Origin of the sequence: Marinobacterium weihaiense, assembly GCF_019061305.1 — a bacterium.
Lineage (GTDB): Bacteria > Pseudomonadota > Gammaproteobacteria > Pseudomonadales > Balneatricaceae > Marinobacterium > Marinobacterium weihaiense.
The window spans coordinates 1-15857 of record NZ_JAHQZT010000015.1 but is presented as its reverse complement, the minus strand read 5'-3'; the positions used below and the strand labels follow the sequence as shown (position 1 = coordinate 15857).

Below are 15857 nucleotides of genomic sequence, written 5' to 3'. Positions count from 1 at the left end.
GCTGATGTCGGTCAAGGATCTGCTCTCCCAGGACGAGATCGATGCGCTGCTCCATGGCGTAGACGATGGCGATGTCGATACTGACGAGGAGCCCAGTGGTGGCTCGGAAGACGGTATTGAGCCCTATGACCTGGCCAGTCATGACCGCATCGTGCGTGGGCGCATGCCCACGCTGGAAATGATCAATGAGCGCTTCGCCCGACATACCCGCATCAGTCTGTTCAATCTGCTGCGCCGCACGGCTGACGTGACGGTTGGCGGTATTCAGGTGATGAAGTACGGCGACTACATTCATACCCTTTACGTACCGACCAGCATGAGTCTGGTCAAGGCGCACCCCCTGAGGGGGACGGCCCTATTCATCATGGATGCGCGGCTGGTATTTCGCCTGGTGGATCAGTTCTTCGGGGGCGATGGTCGCCACGCCAAGATCGAAGGGCGTGAGTTTACGCCCACCGAAACCCGCATCGTGCACAAGACGCTGCAGCAGCTGTTTCATGACTTGCAGGAGGCTTGGCGACCCGTGTATCCGCTGCAGTTCGAACACGTCGGCCATGAGGTTAACCCGGCAATGGCTAATGCGGTCAACCCAACCGAGGTGGTGGTGGTCAGCACCTTCCAGATTGACCTGGAGGGTGGTACCGGCGAGCTGCACATCACCATGCCTTACGCGATGCTGGAGCCGGTGCGCGATCAGCTGCTGTCCGGTGTGCAGACGACGGAAGAACAGAAGGATGAGCGCTGGCTGACGGCGCTGCGCCGTGACATCATGATGGCAACGCTGGAACTGGACCTCAAGGTGGCCGAACGCGAGCTGACACTGCGGGACATCATGGAGCTGGAAGCGGGCGACATCATACCGGTTGAAATGGCGGACAGCCTGTCCCTGAACGCCAACGGCATCCCGCTGTTCAACTGTCAGTTGGGTACCTCGCGGGGCAATCTGGCAGTTAAAATCAAGGATACCATCAAGCGGCCGGGCTCTGACTGACGCGGCCTGCGGAGAATCATGACGTGAGTGACGAGAACAACAATCCGGATCAACAGGCCCTGGCCGACGAGTGGGCGGCCGCGCTGGAGGAGCAAACCGGTGACGCGGGTGTCGATGCGGACGCCCTGCTGGACGATGTACAGGCTCAGTCGGCCCCGTCGGCGCGTGGGGTCGAGCTGGATGAACTGCAGGATGACTCGGTGCCGATAGCGGACCCCAAGCTGGATGTCATTCTGGATATTCCCGTGAACCTGACCATGGAAGTGGGCGGCACGGAAATTGCCATCCGCAACCTGCTGCAGCTGAGCCAGGGCTCGGTCATCGAGTTGGACCGGGTGGCGGGCGAGCCGCTGGACGTCAAGGTCAACGGCACCCTGATTGCCCATGGGGAAGTGGTGGTCGTCAATGATCGCTACGGCATCCGCCTGACCGACGTGATCAGCCCGCAGGAACGTATCCGGCGGTTGAAATGATGCGCAGGCTGATGGTACTGGCACTGCTGCCGCTGACCGCCATGGCCGAAGCGCCACCCGCGCGGGCAGACCTGCCAGACCCGCTGTCCTGGGGCAGCCTGGTTCAGCTGGGCCTGGGACTGACGCTGGTGGTGGGGTTGATCCTGCTGCTGGGGTGGTTGGTACGGCGCGTCAATGGTACCACAGCATCGGGGCAGGGCATGAAGGTGCTGGCGGCATTGCCGCTGGGGCAGCGCGAGCGCGCTGTACTGGTACAGGTAGGGCAGGAGCAGCTGCTGTTGGGCGTTGCGCCGGGGCGTGTCAGCCTGATCAAGCATTTCGATGCGCCGGTTGTCGATTCAGAAGCCCTGCGTGGTGCGGCCTTTGCCGATCGTCTGCAGCAGGCTCTGGGGCGCGGAGGGCCACAATGAGGCTGCTGGGACTCCTGGTGCTGGCGCTGCTGCCGGTAATGCCTGCTCTGGCTGATACCGGCATTCCGGCCGTGACGCTGGTGCCGGGCGAGGATGGTACCGCCAACTACAGCGTCACCATCCAGATTCTGGCCTTGATGACGCTGCTGACGTTCCTGCCGGCGATGTTGATGATGATGACCTCCTTTGCTCGCATCATCATCGTGTTTGCCATTCTGCGCCAGGCACTGGGGCTGCAGCAGACGCCTTCCAACCAGATCATCATCGGCCTGTCGCTGTTTCTGACCCTGTTCATTATGTCGCCGGTGCTGGATGAGGTGAACGCCCGCGCCGTGCAACCTTACATGGCGGAGGAGATGGCGCCGCTGGACGCGTTCAAGGCGGCGGGCGAACCCTTCCGTGACTTCATGCTGCGGCAGACGCGCGAAAGCGACCTCAATCTGTTCATGCGTATCTCGGAAACGCCGCCGGTGGAGCGAGTGGAAGACATTCCTTTCACCATCCTGATTCCCTCGTTCATCATCAGTGAACTGAAAACTGCCTTTCAGATCGGCTTCATGCTGTTCATTCCCTTTCTGGTCATCGACTTGGTGGTGGCCAGCGTGTTGATGGCGATGGGCATGATGATGCTGTCGCCGGTGATCATTTCGCTGCCGTTCAAGATCATGCTGTTCGTGCTGGTGGACGGCTGGGCCATGGTCGTGGGTACGCTGGCGGCCAGTTTCGGCATATAGACGGGAGGGCACTATGGATCCGGGCATGACACTTGACCTTTTCGGCCAGGCCTTCTGGCTGGTGGTGGTGATTGTTGCCGTGATCGTGGGGCCGTCGCTGGCCGTGGGGCTGGTGATTTCCGTGTTTCAGGCGGCGACGCAGATCAACGAGCAGACTCTTAGCTTTCTGCCGCGTCTGATCGTGACGCTGCTGTCGGTGATGTGGGCCGGCCCCTGGATCGTGACGCGCATCACCGACCTGTTTAACTACCTGTTCCTCAACATTCCCCGTCTGATTTCCTAGGAACGTCATGGAAATCAGCCTGCTGCAGATCGAACACTGGGTCAACGGCTTTCTCTGGCCCCTGTTTCGAGTCATGTCCTTTTTCATGGCGATGCCGATCATTGGCACCCAGATGCTGCCGACGCGCCTGCGCCTGGGGTTGGCGCTGGCCGTCACGGTGCTGCTGGTGCCGGTGCTGCCGCCCATGCCTGCGTTCGATGCGCTGACCCTGGAAAACTGGATCGTGGTGGCGCAGCAGGTACTGATCGGCAGTCTGCTGGGCTTTTCGGCCAATATCCTGCTGCAGAGCTTTGTCGCCGGGGGGCAGATCATGGCGATGCAGATGGGCCTGGGGTTTGCGTCCATGACCGATCCGGCCAACGGGGTCAGCGTGGTGATCGTGGCGCAGATCTATCTGATGCTGGTGATGATGCTGTTTTTGGGCATGGATGGGCATCTGGTGCTGATCGAAATTCTGGCGCAGAGCTTTCATGTACTGCCGGTGGCCGCGGGTGGACCCAGTCAGGCGACGCTCTGGCAGATGGCACTTTCCGGGGGCTGGCTGTTCATGGCCGCGTTGCTGATGGCGCTGCCGGCGGTTACGGCGCTGCTGGTGATCAACTTTGCCTTCGGTATCATGACCAAGGCCGCGCCACAGCTGAATATCTTTGCCATCGGCTTCCCGTTCACCATGCTGATGGGGATTTTCATTGTCTGGGCTAGCTTGTCCGGCTTCTTCAGCCATTACCAGGTGTTTGCCTCCGAGGCACTCAATACTATCGCCGGTCTGCTGCAGGCGGGGACGTAGATGGCAGAAGAAACCGGTCAGGAAAAAACCGAAGAGCCCACGGCGAAACGGCTGAAAGAAGCGCGTGACAAGGGCGATATTCCGCGCTCACGGGAGCTCTCGGCCACGGCCCTGCTGCTGGCTGCAGCGGCATCGGCCCTGCTGTTCGGCAGCGAGGTTGCCGGCACCATGATGAATATCATGGTGGAAAGCTTCAGTCTGGATCGACGGGATGCCTTTGATCCAGCCCGCATGTTCAGCCACTTGGGAGAGGCGCTCTTTGAAGGGTTTTTCAGTCTCTGGGGTTTTTACCTGCTAACCCTGCTGGCTGCACTGCTCAGTCCCATCGCTTTGGGTGGGTGGAACTTCAGTGGTCAGGCGATTCAGCCCAAGGGCAGTCGTCTGAATCCGCTCAGCGGCATCAAGCGCATGTTCTCGCTCAAGGCGCTGATCGAGTTGGCCAAGGCGCTGGCCAAGTTTCTGCTGGTGGGCTCCTTTGCCATCATGGTGCTTTGGCTGGACCGTCCCGACCTGGTAGCACTGGCCCGGGAGGCGGTGGAGCCGGCCATCGCCCACTCGTTGCAGATTCTCGGCTGGTCGTTTCTGGTCATGAGTCTGTCACTGATCATTATCTCCCTTATTGATGTGCCCTTTCAGCTCTACGATTACAACAAAAAGCTGAAAATGACACTGCAGGAGGTCAAGGACGAAATGAAGAACACCGAGGGCAAGCCCGAGGTGAAGGGGCGCATCCGCCAGCTGCAGCGCGAGATCGCCCAGCGCAAGATGATGTCCGACGTGCCCGAGGCAGACGTGGTGATTACGAACCCGACGCACTACGCCGTTGCACTCAAGTATGATCAGGGCGGCAGCGGTGCACCGAGGGTGGTGGCCAAGGGGGCCGATTTCGTGGCGCTCAAGATCCGCGAGGTGGCCGAAGCCAATGATGTGCCCTTGCTGTCGGCGCCTCCGCTGGCACGAGCGCTGTATCATGCGACTGAGATCGGTGATGAAATACCGGCCGGTCTGTATCAATCGGTGGCCCAGGTGCTGGCCTATGTGTTCCAGCTCAAGCGCTACCGGCAGCGCCTAGACGAGGCGCCAGCCCCGCTGCGTGACGATGACCTGGATATTCCGGACGAATTCCGTCGTGAACCGGAAGAATAATTGGCGGACTTTTTGCATATCCTCAGTGTAAACGCGTGTAAAATGTCAAAAAAACATCAGCTGCACCGTTGAACCGGCGGGCTCCCGTAACACGAGCCGGCCTGGGAATTTATTTATTGTTTTTTTGACACCCTTGGAGGAAGCGTGGAACGCGAAGTCATCCTGAATAATGTCCGTGGCCTGACCCAGGGGAACCTGGGGATACCACTGTTGCTGCTGGTTATTCTCGGTATGGTCACTCTGCCCATGCCCGCGTTCCTGCTCGACGTGTTTTTTACCTTCAATATCGCTCTATCCATCGTGGTACTGCTGGTCAGTATCTATGCCTTGCGACCGCTGGACTTTGCCGTCTTTCCGACCATTCTGCTGGCGGCTACGCTGCTGCGCCTGGCGCTGAACGTAGCCTCGACGCGTGTGGTGCTGCTGTTCGGACACGAGGGGGGCGATGCGGCCGGCAAGGTGATTCAGGCCTTCGGTGACGTTGTCGTTGGAGGTAACTACGTTGTGGGTATCGTGGTGTTCCTGATCCTGGTGATCATCAATTTTGTGGTCGTGACCAAGGGGGCCGGGCGCATCTCGGAAGTCAGCGCCCGCTTTACCCTGGATGCCATGCCCGGCAAGCAGATGGCCATCGATGCCGACCTGAACGCAGGTCTGATCAACCAGGACGAGGCCCGGGCGCGGCGCAGCGAGGTTACCCAGGAGGCAGACTTCTATGGGGCCATGGATGGTGCATCCAAGTTTGTGCGCGGCGATGCCGTCGCCGGCATACTGATACTGGTCATCAACCTGCTGGGCGGGCTGGGCATCGGCATGGTCCAGCACGGCCTCAATTTTGACATGGCACTGCAGTACTATTCGCTGCTGACCATCGGTGACGGTCTGGTGGCGCAGATACCTTCCCTGCTGCTGTCCACGGCGGCTGCGGTCATGGTGACCCGTGCCAATTCCTCCGAAGCGATGGGCACTCAGGTATTCCGGCAGATGTTTGCTTCCCCGCGTGCACTGAGTGTGGCGGCTGCCATACTGTTCATCATGGGGGTCGTGCCCGGAATGCCACATTTTGCCTTTATCAGCCTGGCAGCAGCGGCTGCCGGCGGAGCCTGGTGGATCAACCGTGAAGAGCAGCGCCGCGCCGAACAGGCGGCCGAACAGGCCGAAAAAGCCGAGGAGGAGGCGCCGGCCCCGACGGAAGACAACCGTGAGCTTGGATGGGATGATGTCATGCCGGTGGACATGATCGGGCTTGAGGTGGGCTATCGGCTGATCCCGATGGTGGACAAAATGCAGGGCGGGCAGTTGCTCGGGCGCATCAAGGGGGTGCGCAAGAAGTTGTCTCAGGATCTGGGCTTTCTGGTGCCTTCAGTCCACATTCGCGACAACCTGGATCTGTTGCCGGGGGCCTACCGCATCACGCTGATGGGGGTGATTGCCGGCGAAGCTGAAATCTACCCGGACCGTGAGCTGGCGATCAACCCGGGGCAGGTGTTCGGGGATTTGAACGGTATCAGTGTCAAGGATCCGGCCTTTGGACTGGATGCGGTCTGGATCGACAAGAGCCATAAAGAGCATGCCCAAACCCTGGGGTATACCGTGGTGGATGCCAGTACGGTGGTGGCCACGCACATCAACCAGGTGCTGCAGACTCACGCCCACGAGCTGCTGGGGCATGAGGAAGTGCAACAGCTGCTGGACCTGCTCACCAAGAGTTCGCCCAAACTGGTGGAAGAGCTGGTGCCGAAAAAGCTGTCGATCAGTGCGTTGCTCAAGGTGTTGCAGAATCTGCTGATGGAGCAGGTGCCACTGAAAGACTTCCGCTCCATCGCCGAGGCACTGGCCGAAGCGGTACAGCGGACCCAAGACCCGCTGGCGTTGACGGCAGCCGTGCGAGTAGCGATCTCACGCCTGATTGTGCAGACGATCAACGGTTCGGAACCGGACCTGGCCGTGATTACGCTGGAGCCCTCGCTGGAGCAGATGCTGTTGGGGTCCATGCAGCAGGGGCAGGGCGATGAAGGTCTGGTGCTGGAGCCCGGCATGGCCGAGCGGCTGCAGCGCTCGCTGGCCGAGACGGCTCAGCGCCAGGAAATGGCCGGCAAGCCTTCGGTGCTGTTGGTGGCCGCGCCGGTGCGGCCGTTGATGGCCAAATTTGTCCGTTATGGCGAGCATCAAATTCATGTACTCTCCTATCAGGAGATTCCCGAAAACAAGAAAGTCACCATCGTGGCCACCGTAGGCGGACAAAATGGCTAGGGTTTGGCGACAGGCGGCCGATAAGGGAAGGATATGAAAGTAAAACGTATCTTTGCACCGGATATGCGTCAGGCTATGCGCCGGGTTCGAGAGGAGATCGGCCCTGACGCCGTGATCATTTCCAACCACCGCGTGGCCGGTGGCGTGGAAGTGGTGGCGGCGCATGAGGATGAGTATGAGGCCGCCCAAGCCGAGCTCAAGCGCAACCGCAGCGCACGCCCTCCCGACAACCGTCGCGAGGAACAGATCCGCATACTTACCGGCAGCCATTCGCACCAGTCCGAGCAGGCCAGCCGCAATGCGGCGCTGGAAGAGGAGCTCAACAAGACCCGGGCGCGTATCGCCGAGGCCAGTCGTCGCCTGTCTGAACCGGATGTGCGTGCCGATCGCAACGTCAATCGGCAAATCGATGACGAAGATGACGAAGATTTGCGTTCGATTCTGGCGTCGTTGAAAGCGCGTAACCGGCGCCGTAGTGCGACGCCCGAATCGGCCCCGGAGCCAGTGCCACGTCCGGCGCCACCGCCGCCCGCCAGTCGCCCCCCGCGCAGTGCTCAGCCGTCCCGGCAGGAGCCGTCATTCGTTCCCGAGCCGGTGCTGCCGGAGGAGGACCCGGCGCTGCGCAGCATGCAGCAGGAGATCCAGGAGCTGCGGCAGCTGCTGCAGCAGGAAAAAGCTGCTCCGCCACCGCGTCGGGATCTGTCCGCGCAGCACCAGCAGGTGGCACAGCGGCTGCAACAGCTGGGTCTTGGCGTACCGCTGGTGCGTCAGTTGATGAGCGGGGTCGAGCCGGAACTGGCACCGGATACCGCCTGGCGCAATGCATTGGCGCGCCTGGCGGATGCGTTGCCGGTACTGGGCGAAGAACTGGTCGAGCGCGGCGGCATGATTGTTTTTGTCGGCCCGACCGGCGTGGGCAAGACCACCACCATTGGCAAGTTGGCGGCACGTCACGTGCTGCAGCACGGCAGCTCCAGCGTAGCGCTGGTGACCACTGACTGTTTCCGTATCGCGGCGCACGAGCAGCTCAAGACCTTTGGCCGCATTCTCGATGTACCGGTACGGGTGGTGGATGAAAATCACAGCCTGGAAGAGGTCTTGCAGGGGCTGCGCAACAAACGTCTGGTGTTGATCGACACGGCGGGCATGAATGCTTCCGACCCCCAGGGGCAGCTACAGATGCAAATGTTGTCCGGTGTCACCCTGCGTCTGAAGAAACTACTGGTACTATCCTGTTCCAGTCAGCTGCAGCTGATGCGCAACGCGTACGAGACCTATTCGACGCTGGGGCTGCAAGGCTGCGTACTGAGCAAGACGGACGAATCCGGTAGTCTTGGAGAGGCCTTGACCCTGGTGGTGGAAAAGCAGCTGCCCATTGCCTACGTGACAGATGGCCAGAAAATACCGGATGATATCGGTATTGCCCAGCGCAACGACCTGGTCAGTCACACCGTGGTGATCGCCCAGCGCAGCGCACAACCGGGTGAGGATGACCAGGATGCATCAGTATTTCGGGCCGGGTGAGGAACAGTAGATGAAAGACACTCACCCCGTAAAAGTCATCGCCGTCACCGGCGGCAAGGGCGGTGTCGGCAAGACCAATGTATCGGTTAATCTGGCGTCGGCCCTGAGTGAGATGGGACGCAGGGTGGTGCTGATGGACGCGGACCTGGGGCTGGCCAATGTGGATGTAATGCTGGGGCTGCGGCCGCAGCAGAATATCGCGGATGTGCTGGCCGGGCGCTGTACGCTGAGAGATGTCATGGTGGAAGCGGGCGAGGACTTCTGGATCGTGCCGGCGGCATCGGGCACTCAGGACATGACCGCGCTCAGTGCACACGAGCATGCCGAATTGATTCATGCCTTCAATGACGTGGCGGATGAATTGGATGTGCTGGTAATCGACACGGCTGCCGGCATTTCCGATTCGGTGGTGAGTTTCGTGTGTGCGGCACAGGAGGTGCTGGTGGTGGTGTGTGACGAACCGACTTCCATCACCGATGCCTATGCCTTGATTAAGCTGCTCAACAGGGATTATCAGATGACGCGCTTCAGGGTGCTGGCCAACATGGTGAGAACGGACACGGAGGGACGCAGCATGTTCAATAAACTGTTAACAGTTACCGACAGATTTCTTGATGTTACGCTTCAATACCTGGGTTCAATACCTTATGATGAATCGGTTCGCAAAGCCGTACAAAAACAAAGGGCTGTGTTGAAAGCCTTCCCGAAAGAGAAGGCGGCCTTGGCCTACCGCCAGTTAGCCAACAAGGTTGATAGTTGGCCGGTCAGCACCAGTCCCAGAGGACATCTGGAATTCTTTGTCGAGCGGCTCGTACAGGGCGCGCGTCAACCCTGAAAGAAGCGTATATGTACAACGTAGTGGAGTTTAAATCCGGTCAGGAGCTGATCCAGGAATACACCCCGCTGGTTCGGCGCATCGCTCATCATCTGATGGCGCGTCTGCCTGCCCACGTGGTGTTGGATGACCTGATTCAGGCCGGCATGATGGGGCTGCTGGAAGCGGCCCGCCGGTATGACGCCGGCAAGGGAGCCAGCTTTGAAACCTATGCCGGCATTCGCATTCGTGGTGCCATCATCGATGAGGTGCGCCGTGGCGACTGGACGCCACGTTCGGTACACCGTAATGCGCGCCGCATCAGTGAAGCCATGGTGCAGGTGGAACATCGCAGCGGCCGAGATGCATCTGATGCGGAAGTGGCCGCCGAACTGGGTGTCAGCGTGGCAGAGTATCACGCGCTGCTGCGAGACTCGGTTGATAGCCGCCTGTTCAGTTACGATCAGCTGACGGATGCGGTGGATGATGCGCCGGTTGAACAGTTTGCGGCCGCCGAGCCGGACCCGCGCCGTGCGCTTGAGAGCAGTGGCTTCAAGCAAGCACTGGCGCAGGCGATCGGGGCGTTGCCCGAGCGTGAGCGTCTGGTATTGTCGTTGTATTATGACGAAGAACTGAATCTCAAGGAGATCGGTCAGGTACTGGGGGTCAGTGAGTCCAGGGTCAGTCAGATTCACAGCCAGGCGGCGTTGAGATTGCGCGGTCGGTTGCGGGACTGGCGCTAGCCTGACGACCTCCAGAGGTCTCTTAGGGGCGTTTTCTGAATTGGGAGAAGTGTCTTGAAAAAAGACATCAAAATACTCGTTGTGGATGACTTTTCCACTATGAGGCGAATTATCAAGAACCTGCTGCGCGACCTGGGCTTTACCAACGTCGATGAGGCGGATGATGGCAAGACGGCGCTGCCGATCCTCAAGCAGGGCAGTGTCGACTTCTTGATTACTGACTGGAACATGCCTGAAATGACGGGCATTGACTTGCTCAAGACAGTCAGGGCCGACCCTTCGCTGGCGCACATACCCGTCTTGATGGTGACGGCAGAAGCGAAGCGTGAACAGATCATTGCCGCGGCGCAGGCTGGGGTTAATGGCTATGTCGTCAAGCCGTTCACGGCAGCCGTGCTGAAAGAAAAGATCGACAAGATCTTTGAACGTATCGAGGGCTAACAGCGTTAGCGGGGAGTTTTGATGGCAGCGCAAACGGCCAGCAAAGTGGATTTCAACGGCTTTGACGAGTTTCTGCGTGACCGCGCCAAAGCGCTGGTTGCCGAACTGGAAGCCGGTAACCTGCCGGAGGCAATGGGGCTGATCAATGAGCTTCAGTTTGCCCGTCATCAGGTGTTTTATAACGAAGTGGGCCATCTGACCCGCGGTTTGCACGAGGCCATCAAGGCTTTTTCCAGTGATGTTGGTGGCACAATGGCCGGCAACGATAACGAGGAAAGCCTCTCCGGTATCGGTGATGCGTCTGACCGGCTCAATTATGTCATTGAGCTGACAGAAAAGAACGCCCATGAAACCATGGACCGGGTCGATCGTTCGCTGGGCATGGTGGACCGGCTGAATCAGCAGAGTGAACGCTTCAAGGAGCTGTTGTTGCTGGTGGGACAGCTGGAAGGCGAATTCAGTGCACTGGACGGGGTCTATGACCGCACCTGTGAACTGAAAAATCAGTCTGAAGCCACGATTGAAGAACTGCGCACCACCTTGACCGATATCCTGGTTTCACAGAGCGTGCAGGACATTACCGGGCAGTTGATCCGGCGTGTCATCACACTGGTGACGCAGGTTGAAGGCCAGCTGGTCAAACTGATGAATATGGCTGCCAAAGTTGAACGGCTGAGTAGCCTGGAAACTGTTGAGCAACCCGCTGAAACAGGTAGCGCCGACACACGCAGGACGCCATCGGGTGCTGATCGTAAAACAGATCCTATTCAGGCGGAGGGCCCCCAGCTACCGAAGGGGGGGCAGGACACGCTGTGTGATCAGGATGATGTTGATGACCTGCTTTCCAGCCTGGGATTTTGATAGGAGCTCTCTATGAGTCTGGATGTCGATCAGGAAATTCTGGAAGACTTTCTCGTTGAAGCCGGTGAAATACTGGAACAGTTGTCCGAGCAGCTGGTTGATCTTGAACAGCGGCCTGACGACAAGGACCTGCTGAACGCGATCTTCCGAGGATTCCACACGGTCAAGGGCGGTGCCGGCTTTCTACAGCTGGATGCCATGGTGGAATGCTGCCACAAGGCCGAAAACCTTTTTGACCTGCTGCGCAATGGTGAATTGAGCGTCAACTCGGATCTGATGGACGTGGTGTTGCAGGCGCTGGATGCCATCAATGCCATGTTCGAAGCCGTGCGTGCCGGTGAAGAGCCGCAGCATGCCCCGGCCGCCTTGCTGCAGGCGCTGGCGACCTTTGCAGAAGGGGGGGTATCGTCAGCACCGGCTTCGGCACCTGAGCCGGCTGCCCCAACACCGGCACCCACAGTTCCCGAGCCTGTGGCGGCCAACCCCAATACTCCAATGGACGATTTCGAGTCATTGCTGGGGGATCTGGAAGGCAGTCATCAGGCAGCGCCGGCAGATACCGGCAGCGGTGATAACGACCTGATTACCGAAGATGAGTTCGAGGCTCTGTTGGATGAGCTACATGGTCCAGGCAAGGGGCCGGGCAATGAAGCGGCCCCGCCTACCGAGGCGGCACCGTCCTCCGCCGCCGAAGACCTGATTACAGATGACGAATTCGAAGCGCTACTGGATGAGCTTCAGTCCACGGGGCAGGGGGCGTTTGCCCATCTTGAGTCGGGGCATGAAGCGGTTCCGCAGGCAGCCCCGCAAGCGGCTGTAGCACCGGTGGCGCAAGCTGCACCTGCAGCCCCGGCCGTCCCGGCAGAGCCGCCGCCAGCACCTGCTCAGGTAACGGCTGTGGCTGCAGAGCCTCAGGAAGCCAAGGCCAAGCCGAGCGCATCCAAGCCTGCGGCTGAAAGCAATGTACGTGTTGATACCCGCCTGCTCGACAAGATCATGAACATGGTCGGTGAGTTGGTACTGGTCCGCAATCGTCTGGTACGCCTGGGCGGCACCCGCGAAGATGAAGAGATGGCCAAGGCATTGGGTACGCTCGACATGGTCACGGCTGACCTGCAGACTTCAGTGATGAAAACGCGCATGCAGCCCGTGAAGAAAGTCTTCGGCCGTTTCCCGCGCTTGATCCGCGATTTGTCGCGCAACCTCAAGAAGGAGGTGCGTCTGGAGCTGCGGGGTGAAGAAACCGACCTCGACAAGAACCTGGTCGAGGCGCTTGCAGACCCATTGATCCACTTGGTGCGCAACTCGGTTGACCATGGCATCGAGGCCCCGGATGAGCGTGCCCGTATAGGCAAGCCGCGCGAAGGACATGTGCTGCTGTCGGCCGAGCAGGAGGGCGATCACATCCTGCTGATCATTCAGGATGACGGTGCCGGCATGGACCCGGAAGTGCTGCGCAACCTAGCAGTCAAGCGGGGCATGATGGATGCTGAGGCAGCACGCCGCCTGACGGACCAAGAATGTTTCAACCTGATCTTTCAGGCCGGTTTTTCCACCAAGACGGAAGTCTCCGACGTATCCGGGCGTGGTGTGGGCATGGACGTGGTCAAGACTAAGATCACCCAGCTCAACGGTACCCTGAGTATCGACTCCATCATGGGGCAGGGAACCCGTATTGCCATTCAGGTGCCGCTGACGCTGGCGATCATGCCGACCCTGATGGTCATGTTGGAGGATCAGGCCTTTGCTCTCCCGCTGGTCAACGTCAACGAAATCTTCAATCTGGATCTGACCCAGACCAACGTTGTCGACGGTCAACAGGTGATCATCGTGCGTGACCAGGCCTTGCCGTTGTTCCATCTCAAGCGTTGGCTGGTACAGGGGCAGAGTTGTGCCGAGCTGCCGGCTCAGGGGCATGTGGTGATCGTCAGCGTGGGGACTACGCGCGTCGGCTTTGTGGTTGATCAGCTGGTGGGCCAGGAAGAGGTCGTCATCAAGCCGCTGGGCAGCATTCTGCATGGTACCCCGGGGTTGTCCGGTGCCACCATTACCGGTGACGGCCGCATAGCATTGATTATTGATATACCCAACTTGCTGAAACATTACGCATCGAGCTGAGACGGCTGGCGTAGATGAGGGATTCATATGCCGGTTAAGGTGCTGATTGTTGATGATTCGGGCTTCTTCCGTCATCGGATCGAGGAGATGCTCAAGGGCGATCCACGGCTGGAAGTGGTGGGCACGGCGGTCAACGGCAAGGAAGCCGTTGACCAGGTCAAGCGGCTCAAGCCTGATGTGGTGACCATGGATGTGGAGATGCCACAGATGAACGGCATCGAGGCCGTGCGCATCATCATGCGAGAAGCGCCGACCAATGTACTCATGCTGTCGTCACTGACGCATGAAGGCGCCCGTGTCACGCTACAGGCACTTGAAGCCGGTGCGGCCGATTACCTGCCCAAGGACATTCGTGCCTGGATGGACAAGAACAGCAGTGTTCGCGGGCAATTGATCGACCGTCTGGTTGCGCTGGGACGCACCCGTCGTTTTCGGCGCAGCAGTGCCCTGGAGCGCTCCTTCCCGGGACGCGAGACCAGTGGCACCAGTATGGTGTTCCGTCCGGATGACCCGGCACCCACTCCTCGTACATCCCGCCCCGAGCGACCGGCGGCCCGTGCGGGGACCGCTGCTGAGAACCGTCGAGCACCGGTCAGCCGGCCTGCTCCTGCCGGCAGCAGTGATGCCCCCACTACGCCGGCATCACGAGTACAGTTCCCCGACTGCAAGCTGCTGGTGATCGGAGCCTCCACGGGTGGCCCGGCCGCACTGCAAAAGGTCCTGACAACCCTGCCAGCCAACTACCCTTACCCGATTCTACTGATTCAGCACATGCCTAAGACCTTTACCCAAGTCTTTGCCGAGCGCTTGAACCAGCAATGTCAGATCAGCGTGAAGGAAGCCGAGGATGGCGATAGCCTGCGCCCCGGGCTGGCGCTGTTGGCGCCGGGAGGGCTACAGATGATGATCGATCCGCGCCAGAAAGATCGCGTCCGCATTCTGGCCGGTGATGAGCGTCTGACCTACAAGCCCAGCGTGGACGTCAGCTATGCCTCAGCCGCTAAAACTTACGGCAGCAAGGTGTTGGGAGTTATCCTGACCGGTATGGGCGCCGATGGCTGTGATGGCGCACGCCTGCTCAAACAGGCCGGTGCCACCATGTGGGCACAGAATCGTGACAGCTGCACCATTTATGGCATGCCTCAGGCCGTGGTAAATGCCGGCCTGGCTGATGCCGTTCTGGAGCTTGATGATATCGGGCCGCTGCTGGCACGACGCGGCGCGCGCTGATTTCGGCTCACCAACAGGAAGACAGACAGATGCAGGTATGGGCAGTTGCAAACCAGAAGGGAGGCGTTGGCAAAACCACCACCGCGATCACCCTGGCCGGGTTGCTGGCCGAGGTCGGCTACCGTGTCTTGCTGGTCGATCTAGACCCGCATGGCTCCATGACCAGCTACTTTCGTTATGACCCGGACGAGCTGGAGCACAGCGTCTACGATCTGTTTGAACAGACCCGGGTTGATGCCGAGCGTGTCCACCAGCTTGTCCTGAGTACCAGTCATGACAGCATTCAGCTGATCCCGGCGGCCACGGCGTTGGCCACGTTGGAGCGCAAGGCCGTGGCCCAAGAGGGCATGGGTCTGCAGGTAGCCAAGGCATTGCGCCACCTGCAGGCCGATTATGATTATGTCCTGCTGGACAGTCCGCCGGTGCTGGGGGTATTGATGGTGAATGCACTGGCGGCCTGCCAGCATCTGGTGGTGCCGGTACAGACCGAGTTTCTGGCACTGAAGGGGCTGGAGCGCATGGTGCGCACCATCCAGATGATCAACCGGGCGCGCAAGCACAAGCTTCCGTTTACCATCGTGCCGACGTTTTATGACCGCCGCACTCAGGCATCCGTCAATAGTCTGCGCGAGTTGCACAAACACTACCCGGAGCACCTCTCCAACGCGGTTGTGCCTGTGGATACCAAATTCCGTAATGCCAGCCTCAAGGGGGTGGTGCCCTCGTCACTCGATGCCGGCAGTCGCGGGGTACATGCTTACGCCCGCCTGCTGCGCAGCCTGCTGGAACAGCGATAACGGAGAACGCAATGGCCGACCAGAAACAAGTGGTATTTGAATACCTGGAAGCGTTGCTGCAGGAGCCGGAGCTGGATGACGAAACGGGTACTAACACGGAGACATCCGTGGCCCCCGAGGGGTTGACTGAGCCCGCGGTTGGCGACAACCTGACTGTAGAGCCAGAGCCAGAGCCAGAGCCAGAGCCAGAGCCAGAGCCAGAGCCAGAGCCAGAGCCAGAGCCAGAGCCAGAGCCAGAGCCAGAGCCAGAGC

At 59.8% G+C, this 15857-nt stretch carries 17 protein-coding genes; all 17 read left to right on the top strand.

Annotation, left to right across the window (positions count from 1 at the left end):
• Positions 1-4: 4 nt before the first annotated feature.
• On the top strand, positions 5-991 hold the full coding sequence (gene fliM, locus KTN04_RS11780; RefSeq protein ID WP_217335430.1) for a flagellar motor switch protein FliM: 987 nt from the start codon (positions 5-7) through the stop codon (positions 989-991).
• 23 nt (positions 992-1014) lie between these two features.
• The gene (gene fliN, locus KTN04_RS11775) at positions 1015-1464 is read left to right on the top strand and encodes a flagellar motor switch protein FliN (RefSeq protein ID WP_217335429.1); all 450 of its coding nucleotides are present in this window, start codon (positions 1015-1017) and stop codon (positions 1462-1464) included.
• Positions 1464-1874: a flagellar biosynthetic protein FliO gene (gene fliO, locus KTN04_RS11770; protein WP_254262526.1), complete on the top strand. Its 411-nt coding sequence runs from the start codon at positions 1464-1466 to the stop codon at positions 1872-1874. Before fliN ends, fliO begins: the two co-directional genes overlap by 1 nt.
• Positions 1871-2608, top strand: a complete 738-nt coding sequence (fliP, locus tag KTN04_RS11765) for a flagellar type III secretion system pore protein FliP (protein ID WP_217335427.1) — start codon at positions 1871-1873, stop codon at positions 2606-2608. Before fliO ends, fliP begins: the two co-directional genes overlap by 4 nt.
• A gap of 13 nt (positions 2609-2621) precedes the next feature.
• Positions 2622-2891, top strand: coding sequence for a flagellar biosynthesis protein FliQ (fliQ, locus tag KTN04_RS11760; protein WP_217335426.1), 270 nt, complete (start codon positions 2622-2624; stop codon positions 2889-2891).
• Positions 2892-2898: 7 nt separating this feature from the next.
• On the top strand, positions 2899-3678 hold the full coding sequence (gene fliR / locus KTN04_RS11755) for a flagellar biosynthetic protein FliR (protein WP_217335425.1): 780 nt from the start codon (positions 2899-2901) through the stop codon (positions 3676-3678).
• On the top strand, positions 3679-4824 hold the full coding sequence (gene flhB / locus KTN04_RS11750; RefSeq protein ID WP_217335424.1) for a flagellar biosynthesis protein FlhB: 1146 nt from the start codon (positions 3679-3681) through the stop codon (positions 4822-4824).
• A 144-nt stretch (positions 4825-4968) separates the two neighbouring features.
• Positions 4969-7077, top strand: a complete 2109-nt coding sequence (flhA, locus tag KTN04_RS11745) for a flagellar biosynthesis protein FlhA (protein ID WP_217335423.1) — start codon at positions 4969-4971, stop codon at positions 7075-7077.
• A gap of 33 nt (positions 7078-7110) precedes the next feature.
• Complete coding sequence (flhF, locus tag KTN04_RS11740) at positions 7111-8601, top strand: flagellar biosynthesis protein FlhF (protein WP_217335422.1); 1491 nt, start codon at positions 7111-7113, stop codon at positions 8599-8601.
• Positions 8602-8611: 10 nt separating this feature from the next.
• Entirely contained in the window at positions 8612-9436 is an 825-nt protein-coding gene (locus tag KTN04_RS11735) for a MinD/ParA family protein (protein ID WP_217335421.1), read from the top strand.
• 11 nt (positions 9437-9447) lie between these two features.
• Positions 9448-10158 carry an RNA polymerase sigma factor FliA gene (locus KTN04_RS11730; RefSeq protein WP_217335420.1) on the top strand — a complete coding sequence of 237 codons (711 nt, stop codon included), beginning with the start codon at positions 9448-9450 and terminating at the stop codon, positions 10156-10158.
• A 54-nt stretch (positions 10159-10212) separates the two neighbouring features.
• Positions 10213-10599, top strand: coding sequence for a chemotaxis response regulator CheY (gene cheY / locus KTN04_RS11725; protein ID WP_217335419.1), 387 nt, complete (start codon positions 10213-10215; stop codon positions 10597-10599).
• 21 nt (positions 10600-10620) lie between these two features.
• Positions 10621-11460 carry a protein phosphatase CheZ gene (locus tag KTN04_RS11720; RefSeq protein ID WP_217335418.1) on the top strand — a complete coding sequence of 280 codons (840 nt, stop codon included), beginning with the start codon at positions 10621-10623 and terminating at the stop codon, positions 11458-11460.
• Between the two features lie 12 nt (positions 11461-11472).
• Complete coding sequence (locus tag KTN04_RS11715) at positions 11473-13578, top strand: chemotaxis protein CheA (protein ID WP_217335417.1); 2106 nt, start codon at positions 11473-11475, stop codon at positions 13576-13578.
• A gap of 27 nt (positions 13579-13605) precedes the next feature.
• A complete protein-coding gene (locus KTN04_RS11710; protein ID WP_217335416.1) occupies positions 13606-14808 on the top strand; it encodes a protein-glutamate methylesterase/protein-glutamine glutaminase in 1203 nt (400 codons plus the stop codon).
• Positions 14809-14837: 29 nt separating this feature from the next.
• Positions 14838-15605 carry a ParA family protein gene (locus KTN04_RS11705; protein WP_217335415.1) on the top strand — a complete coding sequence of 256 codons (768 nt, stop codon included), beginning with the start codon at positions 14838-14840 and terminating at the stop codon, positions 15603-15605.
• Positions 15606-15616: 11 nt separating this feature from the next.
• A partial coding sequence (locus KTN04_RS11700; RefSeq protein WP_217335414.1) for a hypothetical protein occupies positions 15617-15857 on the top strand: 241 nt, incomplete at its 3' end.

Bases quoted from the DNA above. Each gene is read 5' to 3' on its own strand.
- fliM (WP_217335430.1), top strand. From the start codon at position 5: ATGTCGGTCAAGGATCTGCTCTCCCAGGACGAGATCGATGCGCTGCTC.
- fliO (WP_254262526.1), top strand. From the start codon at position 1,464: ATGCGCAGGCTGATGGTACTGGCACTGCTGCCGCTGACCGCCATGGCC.
- fliP (WP_217335427.1), top strand. From the start codon at position 1,871: ATGAGGCTGCTGGGACTCCTGGTGCTGGCGCTGCTGCCGGTAATGCCT.
- fliQ (WP_217335426.1), top strand. From the start codon at position 2,622: ATGGATCCGGGCATGACACTTGACCTTTTCGGCCAGGCCTTCTGGCTG.
- fliR (WP_217335425.1), top strand. From the start codon at position 2,899: ATGGAAATCAGCCTGCTGCAGATCGAACACTGGGTCAACGGCTTTCTC.
- flhB (WP_217335424.1), top strand. From the start codon at position 3,679: ATGGCAGAAGAAACCGGTCAGGAAAAAACCGAAGAGCCCACGGCGAAA.
- flhF (WP_217335422.1), top strand. From the start codon at position 7,111: ATGAAAGTAAAACGTATCTTTGCACCGGATATGCGTCAGGCTATGCGC.
- KTN04_RS11735 (WP_217335421.1), top strand. From the start codon at position 8,612: ATGAAAGACACTCACCCCGTAAAAGTCATCGCCGTCACCGGCGGCAAG.
- KTN04_RS11730 (WP_217335420.1), top strand. From the start codon at position 9,448: ATGTACAACGTAGTGGAGTTTAAATCCGGTCAGGAGCTGATCCAGGAA.
- KTN04_RS11720 (WP_217335418.1), top strand. From the start codon at position 10,621: ATGGCAGCGCAAACGGCCAGCAAAGTGGATTTCAACGGCTTTGACGAG.
- KTN04_RS11715 (WP_217335417.1), top strand. From the start codon at position 11,473: ATGAGTCTGGATGTCGATCAGGAAATTCTGGAAGACTTTCTCGTTGAA.
- KTN04_RS11710 (WP_217335416.1), top strand. From the start codon at position 13,606: ATGCCGGTTAAGGTGCTGATTGTTGATGATTCGGGCTTCTTCCGTCAT.
- KTN04_RS11705 (WP_217335415.1), top strand. From the start codon at position 14,838: ATGCAGGTATGGGCAGTTGCAAACCAGAAGGGAGGCGTTGGCAAAACC.